Annotated in this window: 21 protein-coding genes; 19 read left to right on the forward strand and 2 right to left on the reverse strand. The window is 69.1% G+C overall.

Features of this window, described 5'->3' with window-relative positions; all coding sequences use genetic code 11:
* Positions 1 to 34: 34 nt before the first annotated feature.
* The 6 genes from AC07O4_RS19340 (at position 35) to AC07O4_RS19365 (ending at position 8,940) form a co-directional block, all read left to right on the forward strand.
* Positions 35 to 1,372, forward strand: a complete 1,338-nt coding sequence (locus AC07O4_RS19340; RefSeq protein ID WP_070059823.1) for an HlyD family type I secretion periplasmic adaptor subunit — start codon at positions 35 to 37, stop codon at positions 1,370 to 1,372.
* Positions 1,373 to 1,406: 34 nt separating this feature from the next.
* Positions 1,407 to 3,191 (forward strand): multicopper oxidase domain-containing protein, encoded by a 1,785-nt coding sequence (locus tag AC07O4_RS19345; protein WP_495305371.1) that lies wholly within the window; start codon positions 1,407 to 1,409, stop codon positions 3,189 to 3,191.
* Positions 3,188 to 3,874 carry an SCO family protein gene (locus tag AC07O4_RS19350; RefSeq protein ID WP_495305372.1) on the forward strand — a complete coding sequence of 229 codons (687 nt, stop codon included), beginning with the start codon at positions 3,188 to 3,190 and terminating at the stop codon, positions 3,872 to 3,874. The genes AC07O4_RS19345 and AC07O4_RS19350 overlap by 4 nt, the downstream gene beginning before the upstream one ends.
* A gap of 86 nt (positions 3,875 to 3,960) precedes the next feature.
* Positions 3,961 to 5,322 carry a TolC family outer membrane protein gene (locus AC07O4_RS19355; RefSeq protein WP_095744453.1) on the forward strand — a complete coding sequence of 454 codons (1,362 nt, stop codon included), beginning with the start codon at positions 3,961 to 3,963 and terminating at the stop codon, positions 5,320 to 5,322.
* Positions 5,323 to 5,400: 78 nt separating this feature from the next.
* A complete protein-coding gene (locus tag AC07O4_RS19360) occupies positions 5,401 to 6,057 on the forward strand; it encodes a winged helix-turn-helix domain-containing protein (protein ID WP_390345463.1) in 657 nt (218 codons plus the stop codon).
* 177 nt (positions 6,058 to 6,234) lie between these two features.
* Positions 6,235 to 8,940 carry an FAD-dependent oxidoreductase gene (locus tag AC07O4_RS19365; RefSeq protein ID WP_495305373.1) on the forward strand — a complete coding sequence of 902 codons (2,706 nt, stop codon included), beginning with the start codon at positions 6,235 to 6,237 and terminating at the stop codon, positions 8,938 to 8,940.
* Between the two features lie 103 nt (positions 8,941 to 9,043).
* Here the strand turns inward: AC07O4_RS19365 and AC07O4_RS19370 are convergent, their stop codons facing one another.
* Entirely contained in the window at positions 9,044 to 10,054 is a 1,011-nt protein-coding gene (locus AC07O4_RS19370; RefSeq protein ID WP_495305374.1) for an AraC family transcriptional regulator, read from the reverse strand.
* 224 nt (positions 10,055 to 10,278) lie between these two features.
* On the opposite strand from AC07O4_RS19370, the gene AC07O4_RS19375 reads away from it, so the two are divergent.
* The 12 genes from AC07O4_RS19375 (at position 10,279) to AC07O4_RS19430 (ending at position 23,895) form a co-directional block, all read left to right on the forward strand.
* Positions 10,279 to 11,850 (forward strand): long-chain-fatty-acid--CoA ligase, encoded by a 1,572-nt coding sequence (locus AC07O4_RS19375; protein ID WP_495305375.1) that lies wholly within the window; start codon positions 10,279 to 10,281, stop codon positions 11,848 to 11,850.
* 44 nt (positions 11,851 to 11,894) lie between these two features.
* Positions 11,895 to 13,079 (forward strand): lipid-transfer protein, encoded by a 1,185-nt coding sequence (locus tag AC07O4_RS19380; protein ID WP_495305376.1) that lies wholly within the window; start codon positions 11,895 to 11,897, stop codon positions 13,077 to 13,079.
* A gap of 29 nt (positions 13,080 to 13,108) precedes the next feature.
* Positions 13,109 to 13,549, forward strand: a complete 441-nt coding sequence (locus AC07O4_RS19385; protein WP_495305377.1) for a MaoC family dehydratase N-terminal domain-containing protein — start codon at positions 13,109 to 13,111, stop codon at positions 13,547 to 13,549.
* Positions 13,550 to 13,560: 11 nt separating this feature from the next.
* Complete coding sequence (locus AC07O4_RS19390) at positions 13,561 to 13,980, forward strand: MaoC/PaaZ C-terminal domain-containing protein (RefSeq protein WP_495305378.1); 420 nt, start codon at positions 13,561 to 13,563, stop codon at positions 13,978 to 13,980.
* Between the two features lie 26 nt (positions 13,981 to 14,006).
* Positions 14,007 to 14,837: an SDR family NAD(P)-dependent oxidoreductase gene (locus tag AC07O4_RS19395; RefSeq protein WP_495305379.1), complete on the forward strand. Its 831-nt coding sequence runs from the start codon at positions 14,007 to 14,009 to the stop codon at positions 14,835 to 14,837.
* 3 nt (positions 14,838 to 14,840) lie between these two features.
* Complete coding sequence (locus AC07O4_RS19400; protein WP_495305380.1) at positions 14,841 to 15,644, forward strand: enoyl-CoA hydratase-related protein; 804 nt, start codon at positions 14,841 to 14,843, stop codon at positions 15,642 to 15,644.
* Positions 15,645 to 15,666: 22 nt separating this feature from the next.
* A complete protein-coding gene (locus AC07O4_RS19405) occupies positions 15,667 to 16,818 on the forward strand; it encodes an acyl-CoA dehydrogenase family protein (RefSeq protein ID WP_495305381.1) in 1,152 nt (383 codons plus the stop codon).
* A 245-nt stretch (positions 16,819 to 17,063) separates the two neighbouring features.
* Positions 17,064 to 18,047, forward strand: coding sequence for a Bug family tripartite tricarboxylate transporter substrate binding protein (locus AC07O4_RS19410; RefSeq protein WP_495305382.1), 984 nt, complete (start codon positions 17,064 to 17,066; stop codon positions 18,045 to 18,047).
* 52 nt (positions 18,048 to 18,099) lie between these two features.
* Positions 18,100 to 20,460 carry an arylsulfatase gene (locus AC07O4_RS19415; protein ID WP_495305383.1) on the forward strand — a complete coding sequence of 787 codons (2,361 nt, stop codon included), beginning with the start codon at positions 18,100 to 18,102 and terminating at the stop codon, positions 20,458 to 20,460.
* The gene (locus AC07O4_RS19420; protein WP_495305384.1) at positions 20,457 to 21,788 is read left to right on the forward strand and encodes a DUF1254 domain-containing protein; all 1,332 of its coding nucleotides are present in this window, start codon (positions 20,457 to 20,459) and stop codon (positions 21,786 to 21,788) included. Before AC07O4_RS19415 ends, AC07O4_RS19420 begins: the two co-directional genes overlap by 4 nt.
* A gap of 43 nt (positions 21,789 to 21,831) precedes the next feature.
* Positions 21,832 to 22,827: a Bug family tripartite tricarboxylate transporter substrate binding protein gene (locus AC07O4_RS19425; RefSeq protein WP_495305385.1), complete on the forward strand. Its 996-nt coding sequence runs from the start codon at positions 21,832 to 21,834 to the stop codon at positions 22,825 to 22,827.
* A gap of 21 nt (positions 22,828 to 22,848) precedes the next feature.
* A complete protein-coding gene (locus AC07O4_RS19430) occupies positions 22,849 to 23,895 on the forward strand; it encodes an AraC family transcriptional regulator (protein ID WP_495305386.1) in 1,047 nt (348 codons plus the stop codon).
* A gap of 4 nt (positions 23,896 to 23,899) precedes the next feature.
* On the opposite strand, the gene AC07O4_RS19435 is transcribed toward AC07O4_RS19430, so the two are convergent.
* Positions 23,900 to 24,628, reverse strand: coding sequence for a Crp/Fnr family transcriptional regulator (locus tag AC07O4_RS19435; protein ID WP_082817968.1), 729 nt, complete (start codon positions 24,626 to 24,628; stop codon positions 23,900 to 23,902).
* A 423-nt stretch (positions 24,629 to 25,051) separates the two neighbouring features.
* Here AC07O4_RS19435 and AC07O4_RS19440 point away from each other — a divergent pair, with 423 nt between their 5' ends.
* On the forward strand, positions 25,052 to 26,380 hold the full coding sequence (locus AC07O4_RS19440) for a porin (protein WP_495305387.1): 1,329 nt from the start codon (positions 25,052 to 25,054) through the stop codon (positions 26,378 to 26,380).
* Positions 26,381 to 26,387: the final 7 nt, after the last annotated feature.

Raw genomic sequence — 26,387 nt, forward strand, 5'->3', positions numbered from 1 at the left:
GCCGCGCCGCCGTTGCGAACAAGGACCCCGCACCATGAGCACCGCCACACTCCCGATGCCCCCCGTTGCCGCCCCACGCAGCAGCCGGGAACATGCACGACGCCTCGCGCGAAGCGGATGCTGGGTCATCCTCGGCGCGATCCTGCCCCTGGGCCTGTGGATGGGCCTCGCCCCGCTCTCGATGGCGGTGGTGGCCCCCGCGTTCGTCAAGGTGGACCTCAACCGCCGTCCGGTGCAGCACCTGGAAGGCGGCACCGTGCGGGAAGTCATGGTGCGCGACGGCCAGCATGTGAACGCCGGCGATCCGATCCTGGTCCTGGGCGACGTGCGCGTGGACGCCGACCGCAATCGCCTGAGCTATCGCGTCCATCTGGAGCGTGCCATGCTGGTGCGCCTGGAGGCCGAGCAGTCCGTCGCCAAGACGCTCGCCTTCCCCGAAGACCTGCTGCGCGCGGCCCGGCAGGACGATCGCATCGGTCAGGCCCTGCTCAAGGAAACGGCGTTGTTCCAGGCCCAGCGCCATTCGCTGGACAGCGCGGCCTCGCTCATGAGAACGCAGCGCGATCGCGTGCAGCAGGAAATCGTCGCCGTGCACGCGCAGATCGCGCAGGCGCAGAACTCGCTCGTCCTGCAGCGGCAGGACCTGGAGGCCAACCGCGGCCTGATCCAGGAAGGCTTCATTTCGTCGAGCCGGATCTCCCAGCTCGAATCGGTGGTGATGGAGTACGCGGCCAAGCTCGAAGAGCGGCGCACGGAACTGGCGCGCGCCGCCCAGCGCCTGGTGGAGATCGACCTGAAGATCCAGTCGATCCGCAACGACTACGTGAAGGCCGCGAGCGACCAGCTCAAGGCCACCACCCAGCGCCTGGGCGAGATCGAGCAGGAGCAGCGCAAGTCGAACGACGCGGCGCAGCGGCAGGTCGTCGTGGCCCCGGCCAGCGGCGAAGTGATCGACCTGAAGTTCACCTCGCCCGGCGCGGTGGTCGGGCCCGGGGAGGCGATCGCGGACATCGTGCCCAGCGACGCCCAGCTGATGATCGAGGCGCGCATCCGTCCGGAAGACATCAGCAACGTGCACCTCAACCAGCGCGCGCGGGTGAAGTTCACCGCCTTCAAGTACCGCAACACCTCGATGGTCACGGGCAAGGTGACCTATGTCGCCGGCGACCGGTTGATCGAGCGCCAGACCAACCTGCCCTACTACAGCGTGATGATCCTGGCCGACGCCGAGTCGCTCAGGGCCATCGGCGACTTCAAGCTCCAGGCGGGCATGCCCGCCGAGGTCTACATCGCGGGCGTCTCGCAGACCGCGCTGCAGTACGTCATCGAGCCCATCACCTCCACCATCCGCCGATCGGGACGGCAGATGTAGCGGGGCTGTTCTCTGTCAACGAGGGGAATACATCATGCGCAAGGATTCCAACCACCACGACCCCGTGACGCCTGTCGCCCACAGCAAGAGACGCACGTTCCTGAAGGCCTCGCTGGCAGCCACGGCCGCCCCCCTGGTCCTGACACCGGGCAAGACCCGCGCACAACCCACGCCCCTGCCGCCCAGCCCGCCGACGACACCGTGGGTCGAGGACCTGCCCAACCAGGTCACGCCGCTCACACCGCTGGCCACGCTGACCCCGGCCCCGACGATCAACGCGAACATCGCAGGCGGCGAGTGCGGGCGTGCACCGCACCAGCGCTACGCGGAACTGACCGTGCCCGGCAAGGCCGGCACGCCGCTGCTGTACCAGCTGACGGCCAAGGAGAACCCGGCCTGGCTGTTCAACGGCAACAACCCCTACTACCCCCCGCAGCCCATCTGGGGCTACGAAGGCAACACGCCGGGGGTGACCACGCCGGGCCCCACGATCCACGCGCGCTACGGGCAGTCGGTCATCTGCCGCATCCGCAACCAGCTGCCGCAGAACCACACGGGATTCGGCTCGCCCGAGATCAGCACGCACCTGCACAACATGCACACGCCGTCGGAGAGCGACGGCTTCGCGAGCGACTTCTACAGCGCCGTCCAGGGCGGCGTGACGCTGACCGCGCCGGGGACCTTCAACGACCACTTCTACCCCAACCTCTACGCCGGCTTCGACGAGTTCGGCGGCCTCGGCGATTCGCGCGAAGCCCTGGGCTCGCTCTTCTATCACGACCACACGGAAGGCGTGACCGCACCGAACGTGCTCAAGGGCATGTTCGGGCGCTACATGGTCTTCGACACGCTCGACACCGGCGACGAGACCACGGGGCTGCGGCTGCCCAGCGGCGCGTACGACTACCCCCTGAGCTTCTCGGACAAGCGGTTCGACTCGGGCGGCCGGCTGACCTTCGACGAGCTCAACCCCGAGGGCGTGCTGGGCGACAAGATCGTGGTCAACGGCAAGATCGAGCCGGTGCTGCGCGTGGCACGCCGCAAGTACCGGCTGCGGCTGCTGAACGTCGGGCCGTCGCGCTTCTACGAGTTCGTGCTGCAGAACACGGGCGGCACCATCGTGTACCCGTACACGCAGATCGCCAGCGACGGCAACCTGCTGCCGGCACCGATCCTGAACCAGCTGAGGGTGCGGATCGCCCCGGCCGAGCGCGCGGACATCGTGGTGGACTTCTCGCGATTCCCGCTGAACACCACGCTCTACCTCGTCAACCAGCTCACGCAGGTCGATACCCGCCGGCCCGGCCCGGTGCAGTCGCCGGGCACGCGCGTGCTCAAGTTCATCGTCGATCGCCAGCCCCCGACGCCCGACCTGAGCGTGGTGCCGAGCGTGCTGCGCCCGCTGCGCGACCTGCCCAGTGCCAGCGAACTCGCGGCCCTGCCGGTTCGCACCTGGGTGTTCCAGCGCAACAGCGGCATGTGGAACGTCAACGGGCTGTTCTTCGATTCGCTTACGGCCAGAGCCAGGGTCACCAGGGGCACCGCCGAGATCTGGGAGTTCATCAATCCCGACAACGGCTGGCAGCACCCGATCCACGTGCACTTCGAAGAGGGACGGATTCTCAGCAAGAGCGTCAACGGCGTGAGCCTGACCATTCCCGTGAACGAGCGCGGACGCAAGGACGTCTTCGTCGTCGGCGAACTCATGACCGTGAGGGTGCTCGTGCGCTTTCGCGATTTCTCGGGCAAGTACCTGATGCACTGCCACAACCTCACCCACGAGGACCACGCAATGATGGTTCGCTTCGACATCGTGTGAAGAACGCCGATGACTTTCAGGAGATTCTCATGAACCACCGCAGACACTTGATCGCCGGACTGGGCGTCGCGTCCTTGTACGCGTTCGGCCTGCCCGCCTCCGCCGAGGCGCCGGCAACGGCTGCACGCCCGGGGCGTCGCATGCCGAACGTCGAACTGAAAACCCACACCGGGGCGAAGGTGAACTTCTACGACGACCTGGTCCGGGGAAAGATCGTCGCCATCAACATGATGTATGCAGACTGCGAAGGCATCTGTCCGCTCATGACCAACAACCTCCTGCGCGTGCAGGAGCGCCTGGCCCAGCGGGTGGGCCGGGACATCTTCATGTACTCGATCACCATCCGCCCGGAGATCGACACCGTGGAGCACCTGGCCGACTACGCCGAGATGCACAGCGTGAACCCGGGCTGGCTTTTCCTGACCGGGAGCCGGAGCAACATCGACCTCGTGCGCTTTGCCCTGGGCTTCTACGACCCGGACCCGAAGGTCGACAAGGAGATCAATCGCCACACCGGCATGGTGCGCATCGGCAACGACGTCTATGACCGCTGGTCGATGGCGCCGGCGCTGGCGGCGCCCGAGCAGATCGTGGCCGCCATCCTGCATGTCGATCGCAGCCCGGCCGCGGTTCGCCGCGCGGGCGGCGCCATCTTGCAGGCCGACCCTCGGAGCACGGTCTGAACCAGCGCCTGCGCCGACCCCCACCCGGTGGACAGGGCTCTCGGGCCCCCGCCACCGGGAAGCGTCTCGTCCCGGCATGGGGCGCCGTGCTCGCAGCGAGCTTCGCGTGGCCCGTCCATGGCCAGAGCCTGGTCGAGATCTACACGTCGGCGCGCGGCTACGATGCCACCTACCAGGGCGCGCGGGCCCAGTACGAGGCCACGCTGGCGCGGGCGGCGCAGTCCAGGGCCGGCATCCTGCCCACCGTCGGCCTGTCGGCCGGCGCCTCGCACACCCGGCAGGACCTCTCGACGGAAGGCAGCGCGACGACGCGCGGGTTCAACACCCAGAGCGTCGGCATCAACGCCACGCAGCCGCTGTATCGCCCCGCCAACTGGGCCGCCTACGAGCAGGGCCAGCGGCAGGCCGAGGTGGCGCAGATGGTGCTCACCATCGCCGAGCAGGACCTCATCGTGCGCGTGAGCCAGGCCTACTTCGACGTGCTCGCCAGCCAGGACAGCCTGGCCCTGGTGCGCGCGCAGAAGGTCGCCGTGGCCGAGCAGCTCGCATCGGCCAAGCGCAACTTCGAGGTCGGCACCACCACCATCACCGACGCGCGCGAAGCGCAGGCCCGCTACGACCTGGTGATCGCGCAGGAGATCGCCGCCGAGAACGACCTGCAGGTGAAGAAGATCGTGCTCGACCAGCTCGTCGGCAGCACCGGCAGCGTGCCCGTGCCGCTGGCGGCGCCCGTGATGCTGCCTCCGCTCGCGCCCGCCGACATCGAGGTCTGGACCTCGCACGCGGATGCCGGCCACCCTGCGATCCAGCAGGCCCGGCTGGGCCTGGACGTGGCCGGGCTCGAGGTGCAGAAGGCGCAGGCCGGCCACCTGCCCACGCTCGATGCGACCCTGGGCTACAACGTCACGAACAACCCCCAGGGCACCAACACCACGCCGGGCCGCTCGCGGGTCAAGGCCCTCACCGTGGGCGTCTCCCTCAACCTGCCCTTGTTTGCAGGCTACGCGATCGAGAACCGCGTCAGGGAAACGCTGGCGCTCGAAGACCAGTCGCGCTCGCTGCTCGAGGCCACGCGCCGCGGCGTCGCGCAGGCCACCCGCGCCACCTACCTGGGGCTGGTGTCGGCCGCCGGCCAGGTGAAGGCGCTCGAAGCCGCCGAGGTCTCCAGCCAGATCGCGCTGGAGGCCAATCGCATGGGCTACCAGGTGGGCGTGCGCATCAACATCGACGTGCTCAACGCGCAGAGCCAGCTCTTCCAGACCAAGCGCGACCTGGCGGTGGCGCGCTATTCGGTGCTGCTCGGCAATCTCAAGCTGCGGCAGGCCAACGGCACGCTGGTGCCCGAGGACCTGAACGCCATCGATGCCGCGCTTGCAACCCACGGCCGCACTCCGGTCGACAGCGCGGCGCCCGTCTCCGTGTCCAGGAGAACGCCGGCTCGCCAATGACGAGGCATGCCATGGCACGTACCGACAGCACCAGCGACTGCTCGCGGCCATGACGGCGCTGAACATGCAGGTGACGCCATGCGACTGCTTCTGCTTCAGGATCGCGCGCGGGTCGACGACGGCCTGTTCACGCACTTGCGCAAGAACGGGTTCCTGATCGACAGCGTCGAGCGGCTCGGCGACATCGACATGCTGGAGAACGAGTCCTACGACGTGCTGCTCGTCAGCTCGCAGTTGCCCGACGGATCGGGACTCGACTGGGTCCGGTTGTTGCGGGTGCAGCACATCACCACGCCGGTCCTGATGCTGATGGTGGGAGCGCCCGGCCCGGCCGCGCAGGCCGAGGTCCTCGACGCGGGCGCGGACGACTTCGTGGTGATGCCGTGCCGCCCCGAGCTGGTGGCCGAGCGGGTGCGGGCACTGCGTTGCCGGGCCGCGGGCCTGGCAACACCGCGCGTGCGGTGCGGCGACGTCGAGTTCGACCTGGGCAGCCGGACGACGGTCCGCTGCGGCATGCCTGTCGCGCTGACCGAGCGGGAATGGAACCTGGTGGAGGCGCTCGCGCTGCGCTTCGATCACACGGTCCCCAAGGCCCAGGTGGAATTGCTGGTGCAGGGGATTCACGGCGCACCGACGAGCAACGCCCTGGAAGTGCATCTGTCCAACGTGCGGCGCAAGCTCGGGCGACAGATCATCCGCACGATTCGCGGGGTCGGCTACCGCCTGAACACCTGAGCCCGTCGTCTTCAGACTCGTAAGCGTGCCGCACACAAGATAGCAACCTTAAGACGTGCGACTGGCCAGAATCGCACCACTCGCAGAGCCCCATCACTCACCGATGGCGCCACCACTGTCGCAGCGTCCCCCCGGGGCATGAATGGCGACACCTTCTCACGCAGGTACCACCGAACCATGTTCAAGCCCTCTCCCGCTCTCGTTTTCGCCAATTTCATGCAGCTGCCGACCATCGTGCCGAAAGCGGTGTGGCGCGCGCTGCGCGTGGTGAGCATCGCCTCGGCCCTGGCCCTGGCCGTCATGCTGGCGCTGCGGCCCGCCATCGCGATGCCCTTGTTCTGGGGGCTGATCGTGCCGTCGCTCCCGCTCGTGTTCATGCTGGCACCCGGGCTGTGGCGCAACGTCTGCCCGTTGGCCGCCATCAACCAGATCCCCCGCAGGCTCGGCATCACGCGCGCACTCACGAGCCGCCGCCTGTCGCAGGGCGCGGCATTTCCGATCGGCATCGGCCTGCTGATCTGCGCGGTCGTCGCGCGCAAGCTGCTGTTCAACGGCAACGGCATGGCCACCGCCGGCCTGCTGGCGGCAGCCATGGGGGCGGCGCTCATCGGCGGCTTGCTGTTCAAGGGCAAGAGCGGCTGGTGCAGCAGCATCTGCCCCCTGCTGCCGGTGCAGCGGCTGTACGGCCAGACGCCGTTCATCCGCATCGCCAACACGCATTGCGAACCGTGCGTGGGCTGCGCCAAGAACTGCTACGACCTCAACCCCGGCGCGGCCTACCTGGCCGACCAGTACGACCCGAACCCGGCGTACCGCAACTTCCGCAGCTTCTTCGCGGGCGTCTTTCCGGGCCTGATCCTCGGCTACTACCTCGTGCCTTCGCCCGCCGAGATCGGCCCGGTCTCCACGGTCATGCAGATGCTGGTCTACATGGCGGCCAGCCTGACGCTCTTCAACCTGATCGAATTGCTGGGCAGCAAGACGCGCAACCTGTCGCCGGTGCTCTTCGCGGCGGCCGCGTTCTCGCTGTACTACTGGTTCACCGCCCCGCTGGTCGTCAGCACCTTGAGCAGCCTGAGCGGCATGGCCATCGCCCCCGAAGTCGTCGCCACGCTGCGCGGCCTGACGATCATCGCGAGCCTGACGTGGATCGCGCGGTCGCTGCATGTCGAGCGCCTGTTCCTTCGCCGTGAACTGCGCAAGGGTGTCCGGGACGGTTCCCGGCTGGCGCCGATCGTCATCGAGACGATGCGGCTGCACCGCGGCCCGAACGACGCCGCGCGCAAGGCGCCGGTTGCGGCCCCGCAGCCTGCCGAACTCTGCATCGACCCCACCGGCATGAAGACCCCCATCCGCAAGGGCCAGACCCTGCTCGAGGCGCTCGAGGACTGCGGCGCCCCCATCAACGCCGGCTGTCGTTCCGGCGTGTGCGGCGCCGACCCGATCGCCGTCGTGGCGGGCGGCGAACGGCTCGCCCCCATCGGCAGCGACGAACGGGCGACGCTGGCCCGGCTCGGCTGCGCCGACGGCACGCGCCTGGCCTGCATGGCGCGCATCCGCAATGCCGGGCCCATCCGCATCGACCTGAAGCGGGAGGCGACCCCGGCGGCGCGCGACACACGCAAGCCCGAAGTCGTGCCCTTCGATGCGTCGATCCGCCGTGTCGTGATCGTGGGCAACGGCGTGGCCGGCCTGACCGCGGCCGACCATGTGCGGCGCCGCCACCCCGACTGCGAGATCCATCTCATCGGCCGCGAGAACCACAACGCCTACAACCGGATGGCCATCGCCAAGCTGATCAGCATGCCGACGGGTGTCCAGGGCCTGCACCTGCTGCCCGAGCAGTGGTATGCCGAACACCGTGTCACCGCGTGGCTCAACACGCATGTGTCGGGCGTCGACACGCAGCGTCGCGAGCTCACGCTGGCGACCCGGGAGACGCTGGGCTACGACAGGCTCATCCTGTGCTCGGGCAGCTCGGCATGGGTCCCGCCGCTCGACGGCTACGGCATCGAAGGCAGCTTTGTGCTGCGCGATGCCGACGACGCGATGGCGATCCGCGACTACATGCAGCGCTTCCACGGCACCTGCGCGGTCGTGCTGGGCGCCGGCTTGCTCGGCCTGGAAGCGGCGCAGGCGCTGGCGCAGCTCGGGGCGCAGGTCCAGGTGCTGTCGAACAGCGGCCAGATCCTGGACCGGCAGATCGACACCCCGGCCAGCGCCTTGCTGGAAGCGCACCTGGCAACCCAGGGCATCCATGTCATGACCGGTGCCGACGCCGCGCGGCTGGAGCCGGGCAGCGAGGGCCGCGTGGCGCGGCTCGTGCTCAAGGACGGACGCCAGCTCCCCGCCGACGTGGTCGTGGTGTGCACCGGCGTGCGCGCCAACGTCGACATCGCGCAGTCGGCCGGCCTGGCGCTCGGCCGCGGCATCATCGTCGACGCACAGATGCGCACCAGCGCCGCCCATGTCTACGCCGCGGGCGATGTGGCCGAGTTCGAGGGCCACTCGATCCCCCTGTGGGCCGTGGCTGCCGAGCAGGGAGAGATCGCGGCCGTCAATGCGCTGGGCGGCAAGCGCGTCTATCGCGGCCATGTGCCCGTGACCGCGCTGAAGGTCTCGGGCATCGACGTCCGCTCCGCGGGCTCCGTGCACGCCGCGCGGCCCGGCGAATTCGAGTTGACGCAGTCCGAGCCTGCGCAGGGCATCTATCGCAAGCTGGTGGTCGCCGAGGGCCGGCTTGTCGGCGCGGTGCTGGTCGGATCGCCGGACGAGGCGGACGAGGTCATTCCGGCCGTGCGCGAGCACGCGCCGGTCTCCGCGATGACCGCCTTGCTGGAGCGTGGGGACTGGCAGCAGCATTCGGTGGCATTGGCGGCCTAGCCTGTGCGGCGGGTCGCCCGTCCCGGCGGCCGGCTTCATCTCCCAGCCTGGACGGCGGCCGTCGTCGGTGGCGGTGTCGGATGGCGGACATCCGCGACGTCGATCACAAACCGCCGCTTCGGCGGTAGCTCCCGGGCGCGCTGCCCGTCCAGCACTTGAACGCGCGCTGGAAGGCGGAGCTGTTGGCAAACCCGAGTTCGTCGGCCAGCTCCGCCAGCGGCACGGCGCTCGTGCTCAGCCGCATGATGGCCGTGTCGCGGCGCAGCTCGTCCTTCAGCGCCTGGAACGAGGTGCCCTCCAGCGCCAGCCGCCGCTGCAGCGTGGAGACCGTGACATGCAGCGCGGCGGCCGTCGCCACGAGGTCCGGCCATGCGGGCTGCGCGTGCTGCAGGTGGCTGCGCACGCGCGCACCGATTCCCTCGTCGGTGCGCCTGGGCACGATCATGTGGGCCTGCGCATCGGCCAGGAAGACATGCAGCGCGGCTTCGTCGCGGCGCACCACGTCCTTCAGGCGTGCCGCGTCGAACCAGAACGCCGACAGCTCGCAATCGAACTGCTGCGGCGCCGGAAAGATCTTGCCGTAGCCGCCGGCATGCGCGGGTGGCCCGAACGCGAAGTCGAAGCGCACCACGGGCAGCTGGCCGCCCACGATCCACGCCATGAGGCGCCATGCGGTGCGCAGCAGCACCTCCTGCAGGAACACCGTCGGCGTGGCGGACGGTTCGGTGAAGCGCACCACCACGCCGGCGAGGTCGGCCCGGCACACCAGCTCCAGCACCACGTCGTCCTGCAGCAGGCGAAAGGTGCGCGCCGCGCGGCGAAGCGCCACCTGCAACGTGGGCGCGCCAAGCGCCGAGCGCGCAATCAGCGCAAAGCTCCCGCGCCGCAGCGGGCGGCTCAGCAGCCCGATGAAGTCGTCGTCCAGCCGCTCGGTCAGCACGCGGAACAGCCTCGCGTACTGCTGCGTCGTCACGCGCGCATCCGACTGCCCGAGCAGGCCGGGCGCGATGCCGGCCTCGACCAGGAAAGGCTCGAGCGGCTGGCCGCGCGCATGCACCCCGGACAGGATGCCGTGCACGAAGCCGATGGAAACCGTTTGGGGAGGATGAAGCATCGAAGGCGGGCCGCGTCGCGTGGATGTTGCCGGGCCGACTGTGCACCGGCGCGTGCCTGTCGTGCAAGCGCCGCGTCGCCTGATCGCGTGCCACGCAGATTGCGATGTTCTGCCATCCGAACAACGCAAAACGGCATCGTGCGAATGGCGATCGGTTCCTAACATGGGCCACGCAGGCAAGGGTCTGCGAAACCCAGACCAAGAACCAACGAGAGACAAACGCCATGTACATGACCCAGTCGCTGCACCGCGCCCTGCAGCAGAGTCCCGACAAGGTGGCCGTGCGTTTTGCCGGCCGCACACGCACCTTCCGCGCGTTCGTGGAGCGCGTCGCCCGCCTCGCGGGCGCCCTGCAGCAGCTGGGCATGAAGCCCGGCGACCGCGTGGCGATGCTGGCGCTCAATTCCGACCGCTACCTCGAATACCAGATGGCCGTACCCTGGGGCGGCGGCGTGCTCAACCCCTGCAACATTCGCTGGTCGGCCGCCGAGATTCTCTATTCGCTCGAAGACTCGGGCTCGACCCTGCTGCTGGTCGACGAGGCCTTCCGCCCGATGGTCGAGAAGATGCGCAGCGAATCCAGGAGCTTGCGCGAAGTGATCTATTGCAGCAGCGGCGAGCACGACGGCGAGCTGCCGCCCGGCATGCACGGCTACGAGGCGCTCCTGGCCGCGGCCTCGCCCGTTCCCGACGCGGTCCGCCGCGACGAAGACCTGGCCGGCATCTTCTACACCGGCGGCACCACGGGCTTTCCCAAGGGCGTGATGCTCAGCCACGCCAACCTGTGCAGCTCGGCCATGGCGATGCAGGCCGAGGGCCTGGCGCCGAGCGGCGGCAACTACCTGCATGCCGCACCGATGTTCCACCTGGGCGACATGGGCCTGGCCATGCCGCACTGGCCCGCCGGCAACACGCACACGATCATCCCGATGTTCACGCCGCAGGGCGTGCTCGATGCCATCGAGCGCGACCGCGTGACCAACACGCTGCTGGTGCCCACCATGATCCAGATGCTGGTCGACCACCCCGCGATGAAAGAGCCGCGCGACCTCGCCAGCCTGCAGTGCATCTTCTACGGCGCCTCGCCGATGCAGGAAGCCGTGCTGGAACGCGCGATGGCCGCCCTGCCCCACGTGGACTTCGTGCAGGGCTACGGCATGACCGAGCTGGCCCCGCTGGCCACGATCAACCCGCCCAGTTCGTACACGGCCGAGGGCCACCGTCTGGGGCGGCACCGCTCCGCAGGGCGCGCAAGCATCTGCATGGAAGTGCGCATCGTCGACCCCGCCGGCCTCGAGGTGCCGCGCGGCACGGTGGGCGAAGTCACGGTGCGCGGCCCCAACGTGATGCAGGGCTACTGGGGCAAGCCGGAACAGACGGCCGCCGCCGTGCGCGACGGCTGGATGCACACCGGCGACGGCGCCTGGATGGACGACGGCGGCTACATCTTCGTGGTCGACCGCATCAAGGACATGATCATCAGCGGCGGCGAGAACGTCTACTCGGCCGAGGTCGAGAACGCCGTCACGCAGCACCCCGCCGTTGCGGCCTGCGCGGTGATCGGCATCCCCAGCGACGAATGGGGCGAGAGCGTGCACGCGGTGCTGGTCCTCAAGCCGGGACAGCGCGCCGAAGCCGCGGACATCGTCGCCCACTGCAAGACGCTGATCGCTGGCTACAAGTGCCCGCGCAGCGTGGCCTTCGTCGACACGCTGCCGATGTCGGGCGCCGGCAAGGTGCTCAAGACCCAGCTGCGCGAGCCCTTCTGGCAAGGCCGCCAGCGCAACGTCGCATGAGCGCGTCGCCGTCTTTCTTTTCTCTCAAACCTCAGGAAATTCCCATGAGCCGCGATGTCTTCGTCACCGGGGTCGGCATGATCCCCTTCACCAAACCGGGCGCCAGCGCGCCCTACCAGGCCATGGCCGCCGACGCCACGCGCCGTGCACTGGCCGATGCCGGCATCGGCTACGAGCTGGTGCAGCAGGCCTACGTCGGCTATGTGTACGCCGACTCGACCGCCGGCCAGAGCGCGCTCTATGAAGTCGGCATGACCGGCATTCCGGTCGTCAACGTCAACAACAACTGCTCCACCGGCTCGACCGCGCTGTTCCTGGCGCGCCAGGCCGTGGCCAGCGGCGCGGCCGACTGCGTGCTGGCACTCGGCTTCGAACAGATGAGCCCCGGCGCGCTGGGCTCGGTGTTCAAGGACAAGCCCAGCCCCTTCGCGCGCTTCGACACGGCCACCGACGACCTGGTCGGCGAGAGCGACATTCCCCTGGCGCTGCGCTACTTCGGTGGCGCGGGCCTGGCGCACATGCAGCAGTACGGCACGCAGCTTTCGACCTTCGCGAAGATCCGCGCCAAGGCCAGCCGCCATGCCGCGAACAACCCGGTGGCGCTGTTCCGCAACGTCGTCACCGAAGACGAAGTGCTCGCGACGCCCGTGATGTGGCCCGGCGTGATGACGCGGCTGATGGCCTGCCCGCCCACCTGCGGCGCGGCGGCCGCCATCGTCTGCTCGGACGCGTTCGCGCAGCGCCACGGACTCGATCGCAGCGTGCGCATCAAGGCGCAGGCCATGACCACCGACCGCGCCATCACCTTCGAGGCGCGCGACATGCGCGAGGTGGTCGGTTTCAGCATGGCGCAGGAGGCTGCGCAGAAGGTGTACGAGGCCGCAGGCGTCGGCCCGCAGGACATCGACGTGGTCGAGCTGCACGACTGCTTTGCGCACAACGAACTCATCAGCTACGAAGCGCTCGGCCTGTGCCCCGTCGGCGGTGCGGAAAAGTTCGTGGTCGATGGCGACAACACCTACGGCGGCAAGGTCGTCACCAACCCCTCGGGCGGCCTGTTGTCGAAGGGTCACCCGCTGGGCGCCACCGGCCTTGCGCAATGCACCGAGCTGGTCCAGCAGCTGCGCGGCACGGCCGACAAGCGACAGGTGGAAGGTGCGCGGCTTGCGCTGCAGCACAACCTGGGCCTCGGCGGCGCCTGCGTGGTCACGCTGTACGAACGCATCTGAACCCCACGACAACCCAAGGAGACCCTCTCATGATCGACAAGAAATGGATCGGCCACGCGCTGCCCGCGTCGGTGCTGCCCATCGAGCGCAGCCGGCTGCAGTTCTTCGCCAAGGCCATCGGCGAGACCGACCCGGTCTACACCGATGCCGCTGCCGCGCGCGATGCCGGCTACCCCGACCTGCCCGCACCGCCCACCTTCCTGTTCGCCGCCGAACTGGACTCGGGCGCTTCGGACCAGCTGCTCACCGACCTGCAGATTCCGTTGTCGAAGCTGCTGCACGGCGAGCAGAGCTTCAGCTACCACCGCCCCGCCTGCGTGGGTGACACGGTGACGGTGCGGTCCACCGTCAGCGACATCTACGACAAGAAGAACGGCGCGCTCGAGTTCGTGGTGAAGACCTCGCGCGCCACCAACCAGCGCGACGAACTCGTGGCCGAGCTGCGCACGGTCATCGTCTGCCGCCACTGAAGGAACACCCCATGACCTCCCCCACTTTCGATTCCGTGCAGGTCGGCGACGAACTCCGGGCCGTGCAGTTGCCGGCCGTGAACCGCACCGCGCTCGCGCTCTTCGCGGGCGCCTCGGGCGACCACAACCCGATCCACATCGACACCGACATGGCACGCCGCTCGGGCATGCCCGACGTGTTCGCGCAGGGCATGCTGGGCATGGCCTGGCTGGGCCGCGTGCTCACGCAGTGGGCGCCGCAAAGCCGGCTGCGCCACTTCGAGGCGCGTTTCCAGGGCATCACGCACCTGGGCAACGCCATGCGCTGCAGCGGCCGCATCGTCGAGAAGACCGAGCGCAACGGCGAACGCGGCGTTCGCATCGAACTGCAGAGCACCAACCAGTTCGGCCAGACCAAGATCGTCGGCGAAGCCTTCGTCGCGCTGCTCTGACAACCCAACATCCCGGAAAGAACACCATGACAAACAAACTCGAAGGCAAGGTCGCCCTCATCACCGGTTCGGGCCGCGGCATCGGCCGCTCGATCGCACTGAAGCTCGCCAGCGAAGGCGCCCGCATCGTCGTCAACGACCTCGACGCCGAACCCGCGCAAGAGGCCGTGCAGGCCATCCGCGAGGCCGGCGGCCAGGCCGTGGCCTGCGTCGGCAACGTCAACGCGACCGACTTCGCCGAGCGCTTCGTCGGCACGGCGGTGAGCGAATTCAAGGGCCTGGACATCATCGTCAACAACGCCGGCTACACCTGGGACAACGTGATCCAGAAGATGACCGACGAGCAGTGGTACGCGATGCTCGACTGCCACCTGACGGCGCCGTTTCGCATCCTGCGCGCGGCGCAGCCGGTGATCCGCGCGCTCGGCAAGGCGGAGACCGAAGCCGGACAGCGCGTGGTGCGCAAGGTCGTCAACATCTCGTCGATGGCGGGCCTGTTCGGCAACCCGGGCCAGACCAACTACGCGGCGGCCAAGGCCGGCATCACCGGCATGACGCAGACGCTGGCCAAGGAATGGGGCCGCATGAACGTCACGGTCAACTGCGTGGCCTACGGCCTCATCAAGACCCGCCTGACCGGCAACGCCGCCGATGGCGGCACCGCCAACATCGACGGGCGCGACATCAAGGTGGGCGTGAACCCCGACCTCATGGCCGCGATGGAACGCGGCATTCCGCTGGGCCGTGGCGGCACGCCCGAAGAAGCGGCGGGTGCGGTCTACCTGCTGTGCATTCCCGAGTCCGACTACGTGAGCGGCCAGACGCTGGTGTGCAGCGGCGGCCTCACGGGGTTCTGAGCGATGACCGCCGCTGTCCGGTGCGAGGTGCATGAAGGCATCGCGACGCTCACGCTCGACCGGCCCGATGCCCTCAACGCCCTGGCACCGCCGCTGCTCGAAGCCTTGCTGGCGGCGCTGCGCGACAGCGCGGCCGACGCGCGCGTGCGCGCCATCGTGCTGACCGGCGCGGGCCGCGCCTTTTCCGGCGGGGGCGACATCGGCTACTTCGGCGACGTGCTCGCCGGCGGGCCGGCCCATGCGCAGGAAGAAATCGGGCGCGGCATGCAGGAGGTGGGCAACCCCATCACGCAGGCCATCGCCGACTGCGCGGTGCCGGTGGTGGCCGCCGTCAACGGCCCCTGCGTGGGCGCGGGCGTGGGCATTGCGCTGGCGGCCGACGTCGTGCTCGCGGCGCGCTCGGCCTACTTCCTGGTGCCCCAGGTGCCGCAACTGGGGGCCGTGCCTGACCTGGGCGCGACCTGGTCGCTGCCCCGCCTGCTCGGGCGCAGCCGCGCGCTCGGCATGGCGCTGCTCGGCGAACGCATCGACGCGGCGAAGGCCGAGCAATGGGGCCTCGTCTGGCGCTGCGTCGACGATGCCGTGCTGCTCGAAGAAGCCCGCGCGATCGCCAGGCGACTGGGCAATGCGTCGACCGCCGCCCTGCGTGATACGCGGCAGCTGATCGACGCGGCGAGCGACAACACGCTCGCGCAGCAATTGAGCGACGAATGCACGGCCCAGCGCCGGCACGTGGCCGGTGAATTTTTCAACGACGCCTGCGCGCGCTTCCTGGCCCGCGCAAAGGCCGATCGATCGACCCACTGACTGACCGACCTCGAAGAACACCATGCTTCCACAGCTGTATCGCCATCGATGGATGGACGAAGACACCGACGCGTTCCGCGAACAGGTGCGCCGCTACATCGCGAGCGAACTCTCGCCGCACCTGGACGGCTGGCGCCGCCAAGGCTTCATTCCGCGCGAGGCCTGGCGCCCGTTCGGACAGATGGGCTTCCTGCTGCCCGAACTCGACGAAGCCTACGGCGGCGCCGGCGCCTCGCTAGCCTGCCAGATGGTGGTGCAGGACGAGCTGGCCAAGGCCGAGTTCCCCGCCAACACCGGCGTGCACAACCTGGCGGCGCACTACATCCTCGACTACGGCACCGAGGCACAGAAGCAACGCTGGCTGCCGAAACTCGCCAGCGGCGAGCTGCTGGCCGGCATCGCGCTCACCGAGCCCGGCTGCGGCTCGGACCTGAAGGCGCTGCGCACGCGCGCGCGGCGCGACGGCGACCACTACGTGATCGACGGCGCCAAGACCTTCATCACCAACGGCTTCACGGGCAACCTGCTGGTGGTGGCGGTGCGCACCGGCGAGGCGGGCAGCCGCGGAGTGTCGCTGATCGTCCTGGAAACCGACGGCCTGCCGGGCTTTCGCGTGGGACGCCGGCTCGAGAAGCTGGGCCAGCATGCGTCGGACACGGCCGAGCTTTTCTTCGACGGCGTGCGCGTGCCGGCCGACCACCTGCTGGGCGGCAAGGAAGGCGACGGCTTCGTGCAGCTCATGAGCCAGCTTTCCTACGAGCGCCTGTTCCTGTGCGTGCCGGCCGCCGCGGTGATCGAACGCGCGGTGGAACTCACGCTCGAATACACGCAGCAGCGCAAGGCCTTCGGGCAAGCCGTGTTCGATTTCCAGAACACGCGCTTCAAGCTCGCGGAGTGCGCGACCATCGCGCACGTCGTGCGCACCTTCGTCAACGACTGCATCCAGCGCATGGTCGACGGCACGCTCGACCAGGAGGCCGCCTACATGGCCAAGCTGTGGTGCACCGAGCAGCAGGGCAAGGTCCTGGACGAATGCCTGCAGCTGTTCGGCGGCTACGGCTACATGGTCGAGTACCCGATCGCACGCATGTACGCCGACGCGCGCGTGCAGCGCATCTACGGCGGCACCAGCGAGATCATGAAGGACCTGATTGCGCGAAAGCTCGGCGCGTGAGCGCGCCGCAGCGCAGGTGCGCGCGGCCACGGGGCGACAACGCGCCGTCGCCGGTCGGCATGCAGCCCGCATCCGGCTGAGCCAGAGGGTATTCCCCGAGCCGGTGTCGGCGAATCTGTCGGCTGGTTGACGGAATCGATGGCCGCTGTTTCCTAGCATGGAGACGCAGTCCCACCCCCCATGGCAATGGGGGACGCGCCCAGAGGCGCGGGGCCTGCGCGACCCATTCCCAAGGAGACACTTCCGTGAACAGGACATTGCTGCGGCCAGCACTCACCGCGCTGGCCCTTCTCGCCCTCGCCGGCACGGCCACGGCGCAAGACGGCGCCGCCTACCCGAGCAAGACGGTGACCATCGTCGTGCCCACGCCGCCCGCCGGCGGCACCGACCTCATCGCGCGGCTGTTCGCAGATGTGCTGGGCAAGGCCTTCAAGCAGAGCGTGATCGTCGACAACCGCGCCGGTGCCAACGGCATCCTGGGCGTCGACTTCGTCGCCAAGGGGCCGGCCGACGGCACGCGCGTGCTGTTCACCTACGCCGCCACGATGGTGATCAACCCGGCGCTCTACAAGAAGCTGCCCTACGAGCCGCTCAAGGACTTCGCGCCCGTCGCGCAGGTGGGCCGCGGCGGCAACCTGCTGCTGGTGCGCAAGGACCTGCCGCCGAACACGCTCAAGGACTTCGTCGCCCATGCCAAGGCCCACCCCGACAAGCTGAACTACTGCTCGTGGGGCAACGGCTCGGGCGGCCACCTCACGATGGAAAGCCTGAAGAAGCAGGCCGGCATCTCGCTGCTGCACGTGCCCTACAAGGGCAGCAGCCCCTGCGTGCAGGACCTCATGGGCGGCCAGGTGGACGCCGGCTTCGCCGACATCTCCTCCACCATCGAGGTGGTGAAGGCCGGCCGGGTCAAGGCCCTGGCCTACAGCGGCCCCGATCGCCTGCCGATGCTGCCCGACGTGCCCACGATGACGCAGGCCGGGTTCCCGTTCAAGAACTACACCTGGTACGGCTTCTTCGTACCGGCCAAGACGCCGCCCGCCATCGTCAAGCGCCTGAACGAAGAGATCTACCGCGCCCTGCAGGACCCGGCCGTGATCCAGCGCCTGCGCGAACTCAACTTCACCGACCTGCCGCGCCCCACGCCGGAGCAGTTCAAGGAGGTCCTGCGCCAGGACCTGCAGGACTGGAGCGCCCTGGTCAAGTCCATCGGCGTCACGCTGGACTGACGCCCGATCCATCACGACGCCGGGGCCCTGCCCCGCGCGTCCCGGAGACCCCATGACACAAGAAAAATCCAACCCGTCCGCGACCCTCGGCGGCTTCAACACCCTGCCCGGCCAGGGCAGCCACCTGCCCTTCGACGCGCCGCCCAGCGCCAGCATCGCGGGGCGCAAGCTGTCGGAGTCCACGCACGAGCGGCGCAAGGCGGTGCCGCACCTGCGCGACGACGCACCGAACGTGCTGATCGTGATGCTCGACGACGCCGGCTTCGCGCACCCCGACACCTTCGGCGGCGAGATCCACACGCCCACGCTGACGCGGCTGGCCGGCAGCGGCATCACCTACAACGCCTTCCACAACTGCGGCGTGTGCTCGCCCACGCGCGCCTCGCTGCTGACGGGGCGCAACGCGCACCGCGTGGGCTACGGCCACATCTCCGAATACGCCACCGACTGGGACGGCTACGTGGGCGTCATTCCCAAGAGCGCCGGCACCCTGGCCGAGGTGCTCGGGGCCTGGGGCTACAACACGGCCGCGTTCGGCAAGTGGCACAACACGCCGGCCAACCTGACCACGCAGATGGGCCCCTTCGATCGCTGGCCCACCGGCCACGGCTTCAACCACTTCTACGGTTTCCTGGGCGGCGAGAGCTCGCAGTACGAGCCGCGCCTGGTCGAGAACACCACGCTCATCGAACCGCCGCGCGACGAGGGCTACCACCTGAGCGAGGACATGGCCGACAAGGCCTGCGGCTGGCTGCGCCGCCACCGCGCCATCACGCCCGACAAGCCCTTCCTGATGTACTGGGCGCCCGGCGCGGTGCACGGCCCGCACCACGTCTTCAAGGAATGGACCGACAAGTACAAGGGTAAGTTCGACGACGGCTGGGACGCCTACCGCGAACGCGCCTTCGCGCGCCAGAAGGAGATGGGCTGGATTCCCGAGACCGCCGAACTCACGCCCCGGCCCGAGACGCTCGCCAGCTGGGACAGCATTCCCGAGGCCGAGCGCCCGTTCCAGCGCCGGCTGATGGAGGTCTACGCGGGCTTCCTCGAGCACACCGATGCGCAGATCGGCAAGGTCGTCGACGAGCTGGAGCAGCTCGGGCTGCGCGACAACACGCTGGTGTTCTTCGTGTTCAGCGACAACGGCGGCAGCGCCGAAGGACAGAACGGCACCGTGGTCGAGCTGCTGGCGCAGAACCGCATCTCCACCAAGATCTCGCAGCACCTCGAACTGCTGGAAGGCCTGGGCGGCCTCGACGCGCTGGGCGGACGCAAGACCGACAACATGTACCACGCCGGTTGGGCCTGGGCCGGCTCCACGCCGTTCCAGAGCACCAAGCTCATCGCCGCGCACTTCGGCGGCACGCGCACGCCGCTGGTCGTGTCGTGGCCGCGCGGCATCCGGCCCGACACCACGCCGCGCTCGCAGTTCCACCACGTCAACGACATCGCGCCCACGCTCTACGACATCTTGGGCATCACGCCGCCGGTCGAGCTCAACGGCGTGCGGCAGGATTCGCTGGACGGCATCTCGATGGCCTACACCTTCGCCCATCCGCAGGCCGAGGGCCGCAAGGGCGTGCAGTACTTCGAGGTGGCGGGCAGCCGCATGGTGCACCACGACGGCTGGACCGCGGGCGTCTTCGGCCCGCGCATTCCCTGGGTCGCGGGCGCCGCGCCCGGGCTGGCCACCTGGGACCCGGACAACGACGTCTGGGAGCTGTACCACGTCGCGAAGGACTACGCGCAAGCGCACGACCTGGCGCAGGCGCAGCCGGCCAAGCTGGCGCAGATGAAGGAGATGTTCGCCGTGCAGGCGGGCATCAACCACGTCTATCCGCTGGGCGCGATCTACCACCTGACGCTGAAGCCGCAGCACCGCATCGCGCCCCGGCATACCTCGTGGCACTTCAGCGGCGACATCACGCGCATTCCGGAGAACTGCGCGCCCAACATCAAGACGCGCAGCCACACGGCCACCGTCGATGCCACGCTGGGCGAGCGCGCGAGCGGCGTGCTGTTCGCGCTGGGCGGCTTCAACGGCGGCATCTGCCTGTACCTGGACGACGGCCACCCGGCCTACGAATACAACATGCTCGGCATGTACCGCTTCAAGGCGCGCTCGCCCGAACGCATTGCCGCCGGACGCCGCGCGATCGACGTCGAGTTCACGATGAGCGACGGCACGGCGCCCCAGCGGCCCGCGCGCGCCGTGCTGCGCGTCGATGGCCTGCAAGTGGCGGCCTGCGACATCGGCGTCACGGTGACGGCCATCTTCTCGGCCTGCGAGACCTTCGACGTCGGCTGCGACCTGGGCTCGCCGGTGGCGGCCGAGTACTTCGACCGCGCGCCGTTCGGCTTCGACGGGCAGATCCACGACGTCTGGCTGCGCTATGCGGAGGTCCAGTCGTGAGCACGTTGATCACCGAAGCAGACGCCTACGCCATCGGCATCGAGGCCTACACCTATGCCTATCCGATGGTGGTGATGGAGCTGACGCGCCGCGTGGCCACCAACGTCGCCCAGCCCGACGGCGCGCGCGTGCGCGGGCCGATGAACCGCTTCGTGCACGTGCCCACCTACCCCGACGCCGGCTTCAAGGACGTGGTGCGTCCCAACGCCGACACGCTGTACTCCAACATCTGGTACGACGTCGGCGACGAGCCGCTGGTGCTGACGCTGCCGGACATGGGCGAGCGCTACCACGTCATTCCGTTCTACGACCTGTGGACCGACGTGTTCGCCACGCTGGGCACGCGCACCAACGGCAACAGCGGCGGCCACTTCGCGCTCGTCGGACCGCGCTGGAAAGGCGCGCTGCCCGAGGGCTTGCGCGCCATCGTGAGCCCCACGGACGTGGGCTGGATCGTCGGGCGCATCCAGACCAACGGCGCGGCCGACTATGCCCACGTGCACACGCTGCAAGCGGGCTTCAAGGCCGTGCCGCTGTCCGCTTGGGGCAAGCCCCATGACCTACCCGCCGGCCGCGTCGACCCGGCGGTGGACATGCGCCCGCCCGTCGAACAGGTGGCCGCGCTCGGCGCCGGCGACTTCTTCGCGCTCTTCGCCGAACTGCTCCAGCGCAACCCGCCGCATGCCACCGACGGTGCGCTGCTGCTGCGCATGGAGCGCATCGGCCTCGTCCCCGGCCGCGGCTTCGCACTGGCCGAAGCACCCGATGTGGTGCAACGAGCCCTCGAGCGCGCCGCGCCCGATGCCTACCGGCGCATGCTCGAGCGCGCGCCGGCGATGCGCATGGTGCGCAACGGCTGGAGCCTCGGCAGCAATGTGGGCGTCTACGGCAACGACTACCTGGCGCGCGCCTTCGTCGCCTACGCGGGGCTTGGCGCCCTGCCGCGCGAAGAGGCGATGTACCCGCGCTCGGTCTGCGACAGCGAGGGCCAGCCGCTGTCGGGCACTGCGCGCTATGTGCTGCACTTCGACGCGCACGAGCTGCCGCCGGCCGATGCGTTCTGGTCACTGACGCTGTACGGCCCCGACCAGTTCTTCGTCGACAACGCACTCGACCGCTACGCCATCGGCGACCGCGACGCGCTCGCCTTCAACGCCGATGGCTCGCTGGACCTGTACATCCAGCACGCGTCGCCGGGCCCGGACAAGGCCCCGAACTGGCTGCCCGCGCCCGCCGGCCCCTTCAGCATGAACCTGCGCCTGTACGTGCCGCAGGCGCCGGTGCTCGACGGGCGCTGGGCACCGCCTGCGCTGAAGCGCCTGCCCTGACCGAACCGACCGCATCGTCTCCCACCCGAAAGGCACTCACTTCATGACCCGTTCCCGCTTCCGCGCGCTGCGCGCGCCCGGCCTGTGCATCGTCGGGCTCCACCTGGCGGCCGGTGCCGCCCTGGCGCAGGCCGACTACCCGAGCAAGCCGATCCGCATCATCGTCCAGTACCAGGCCGGCGGCTCGGCCGACGCGCTCGCGCGGCTGGTGGGCGACGGGCTCGCCAAGCGGCTGAAGCAGCCGGTGCTGGTGGAGAACCGCAGCGGCGCAGGCGGCATCATCGGCACCGACTACGTGGCCAAGAGCGCGCCCGACGGCTACACCGTGCTGCTGTCGGTGCCGGGCCCGATCGCCGCGAACCTGGCGCTGTACAAGAAGCTGCCCTACGACCCGCGCACCGACCTGCGCCACGTGTCGGACATCGCGAGCACGCGCACGATCATGGTCGTGCACCCCTCGGTGCCGGCCCAGGATTTCAAGGGCCTCGTCGAGGCCGTGCGCAAGGCGCCCGGCAAGTACGCGATGGGCTCCTGGGGCCCCGGCGTGCAGCCGCACCAGATGCAGGTCTTCATGGACAAGACCTACGGCACCCAGACGCTGCACGTGGCCTACAAGGGCGAGAGCCCGATGGCGGTCGACCTGCTCAGCGGCGTGATCCAGATGACCGTGGGTTCCATCAGCACCTTCCAGCCCTACGTCGCGGCCGGCAAGCTGCGCGCCATCGCCGTGCCGGGCGCGCAGCGCGCCAAGGCCGCCCCCACGGTGCCCACCTTCGCCGAGCAGGGCTACAAGGACGACATGTTCATGCTCATGGCGCCGACCTCGCTGCTGGTGCCGGCCAAGACGCCCGATGCCATCGTCGAGAAGCTCAGCCGCGAAGTCGCCGCGGTGGTGAAGCAGCCCGAAGTGCAGCGCCGCATCGAGGACATGGGCGCCGAGCCCATCGGCAACACGCCGACCGAAGCCTCGGCGGCGTACAAGGCGTTCCTGCCCGTGTCGCTGAAGCTCACGCGGGCCACGGGCGTCACGCTGGACTGATTGCGCCGCCGGCCGAGACCCGTGCATCACCCGCCTCCCGATTTCGAACCCCGGGTGTACACCCCGCAGCGCATCGCCGCGATCGTCGCCACGCTGGCCTCGGACGGCATCCCCGCCGCACAGGCCCTGGCCGGCAGCGAGCTCGACGAGGCCGCGCTGCGCGAGCCCGGCACGCGTGTGTCGTATGCGCAGACGGTCACCGTGCTGCGCAATGCGCTCGCGCTGGCACGCAACCCCACGGTGGCGCTGCGCGCCGGCGCGCGCATGCACCTCACGGCCTACGGCATGTGGGGCTATGCATTGCAGAGCAGCCCCACCTTCAGCGCGTTGATCGAGTTCGCCATCACCTACCGCCGCGCCATCGGGCCGCTGGCCGACATGCACCACGACCCCGCGCGCGCGCCGGGCACCTGCAGCTTCGAGGTGCTGGTGTCGCCCGACCCGCGCGACCCGCTCTACCGCTTTGCGCTGGCCTTCACCTTCGCGGCCCACCTGACGCTGGCGCGCGACCTCTACGGCGATGGCTTCGGCTTCACGGGCCTGCGCCTGGCCTGCCCCGCTCCCGAGCACGGCGCGGGCGTCTGGGAGGCGTGGTTCCAGTGCCCCGTGCAGTTCGGCCAGCCTGACAACGCGCTGCAGTTCGACGAGGCCTGGTGCACGCGCGCGCCGCGCCTGCACGATCCGCTCACGCACGCCATGGCCAGCGAGAGCTGCCAGCAGTTCGTGGCCGGGCTGGCGCATGCCGGCGGCATCGCCGCGGCGGTGCGCCGCACGCTGGTGGAGCAGATGCCGTGGCGCTTTCCGAGCATCGAGTCGATGGCCCGCACGCTCGCGCTGGAGCCGCGCACGCTGCGGCGGCGGCTCGCGACGCACGGCACCACGTACCGGTCGATCCTCAACGAGGTGCGCCTGCGGCTGGCCATCGAGTACCTGCGCAAGACCCGCATGACCACCGAGGAGATCGCGGAGCGCCTGGGCTACAGCGAGGCCGCGAACTTCCGGCATGCCTTCGTGCGCTGGACCGGCACCAGCCCGCACGCCTACCGCCTGAGTTGCGCGCCGTGCTGAGGCCTCAGTCTTCCGCGGCGATGCGGTGCAGCCGGGGCAGGTCGACCACGGTGACCAGGCGGTAGCCCTCGTTGCAGCCGAGCACGCCCTCGTCCTTGAACTGCGCCAGTTCCTTGCCGACGGTCTGGCGCGACACGCCCAGCATGTTCGCCAGGTCGGTCTGCGACACGCGCAGCTCGGTGTCGCACGGCGCGCCGCTCGCGTCCCCGTAGCGATACACCATGTTGAGCAGCGTGATCGCCGTGCGCCGGCGCACCGAGCCCAGCACCTGGTCCTGCAGGATCTCGGCGCTCATGCGATAGCGCCGCAGCATGGTCTGGGCGATGCTGCGCCACAGCACCGGCTCCGCATCGAGGATGCGCCGCATCGCGGCACCGGGGATGTGGATGATGTGCGAATCGGCGCGCGCATCGAAGGCGAAGATGGGCTGCATGTCGTCGATGAGATGCACCATGCGCGTGATCTGGCCGGCCCCGAGCACCGAGAGGATGTACTTGTCGCCGGCCGCGTTGGTGGCCGCGATCTCGATCGAGCCCGACACGATCACGAACACCTCCCGCTGGTGGTTGCCGCGACTCACGAGCGGCGTGCGGCGCCGGTAGTGCCTGGCGCGCGCGGCGTTCGCCAACTCGCGCAGCCGGTCTTTCGGCCAATCGAGAAACACCGCGCACGTGCTCAGCCCGTGCTCGATCTCTTCCCTTGTGCTCTGCGATACGGGTTGCGGGTATTCCATGGGATGACTCAGCAAAAACTGTTGCCTGGTTGACGGATTCGAAGAGCAGCGATTCCTATCATAGGACTGGCCAATCAAAGAACAACGAGGAACTCCCTAAGTGAGACATGCACGTTCCCTGCCTGCACGCCTGCCGCTGTTTTGCAGCACCGCGGCGCGTTCGTTGATCCGGCTTCTCGCGTCGCGCATGCGACGCGATGCGCGAACGACGAGACCCCTGCGCAGCATGCGCGGCTCGCGCGACGCGATGCGAATGCCGTGATGCGCGGCCGCACGCCCTGCGTGCGCGGCTAGAGGCCGCCCCCCTTTTTCCCGAAGTCCCCGAAGGGCATCCGCCCTTCGGAACACCCGAGCCCTGGAACGCAGCGATGCGCACCAGCGGACTCGTTCATCCCTGAAGAAGCAAGCAAAGCAAGACCTGCCATGAAACATCACTCCCTCGCCGCACTGGCCCTTCTCGCGATTGCCGGTACTGCATCGGCGCAATCGTCCGTCACGGTGTTCGGCATCGTCGACGTCGGCATCAGCCGCTACACGTCCAAGAGCACGTACCACAGCCCCAACCCCTTCGCGCTGCAACCGGCGAACGCCGCGGGCGGCAGTGCCAAGACGAGCCAGACCGCGCTGTCGAACTCGGGCTATGCGGGCAGCCGCGTCGGCTTTCGCGGCACGGAAGACCTCGGTGGCGGCCTGGCGGCGAGCTTCTGGCTGGAGTCGGGCATCACCAACGACGACGGCGCCAAGGGCATCACCAACTTCAACCGCCGCTCGACGATGAGCCTGTCGGGCCCGTTCGGCGAACTGCGCCTGGGCCGCGACTACGCCGCGACCTTCTGGAACGACACCGTCTTCGATCCCTTCGGCACCAACGGCGTGGGCACCAACCTCATCGCCAACATCAACAGCCGCATCGCCGCCATCGCCGGCCCCGGCTCCGTGGTGGCCGCGACCGACAACTACATCCGCACCGGCAACTCGATCGGCTACTTCCTGCCGCCGAACCTGGGCGGCGTCTACGGCCAGCTGCAGTACACGCTGCACGAGAACACCCAGCGCAGCGACCAGCCCGGCACGCCATCGGCCAAGGGCCGCTACGTGGGCGGCCGCCTGGGCTATGCCAGCGGGCCGCTCGACATGGCCATCGCCTACGGCCAGAGCACGGCCGCCGACAGCACCACGCTCAACGCGCTGGGCATCGCGACCGCCACGCAGGAGCGCAAGATCAACGCGCTGAACCTGGGCGCGTCGTACAACTTCGGCCCCGCCAAGCTGTTCGCCGAGGTGTCGCGCGTGCAGGACAAGAACGAGACGGGCACGCTGCAGAACCTGCCGGGCCTGGCGGCTCCGTTCATGAACACCGCCACGCGCAAGGACAAGTACAACGGCTACATGCTGGGCGTGACCGTGCCGGTGGGCCCAGGCCTCATCCGCGCGTCGTACGCGTCGGTGAAGTACAAGAACGGCGCGCCGGCCGCGACCGACCTGAACAGCCTGCTGTGGGGCCTGAACGGCAACCGCGACACCACGGCCAACCAGATCTCGCTGGGCTACGTGCACAACCTGTCCAAGCGCACCGCGCTGTACGCCTCGGTGTCGCGCATCCGCATCAAGGACGGCTGGAACAACCCCGGCGTGATGGGCGCCATCACCGGCGGCTCGGCCGCCTACCTCACGGGCGGCACCGCGCAGGCTGCAGGCTGGGCGCCGCGCTCGTCGATGGGCTACGACTTCGGCATCCGCCACGCGTTCTGAGCGCATG

The sequence above is a fragment of the Variovorax sp. GW821-FHT09D04 genome, assembly GCF_059416405.1.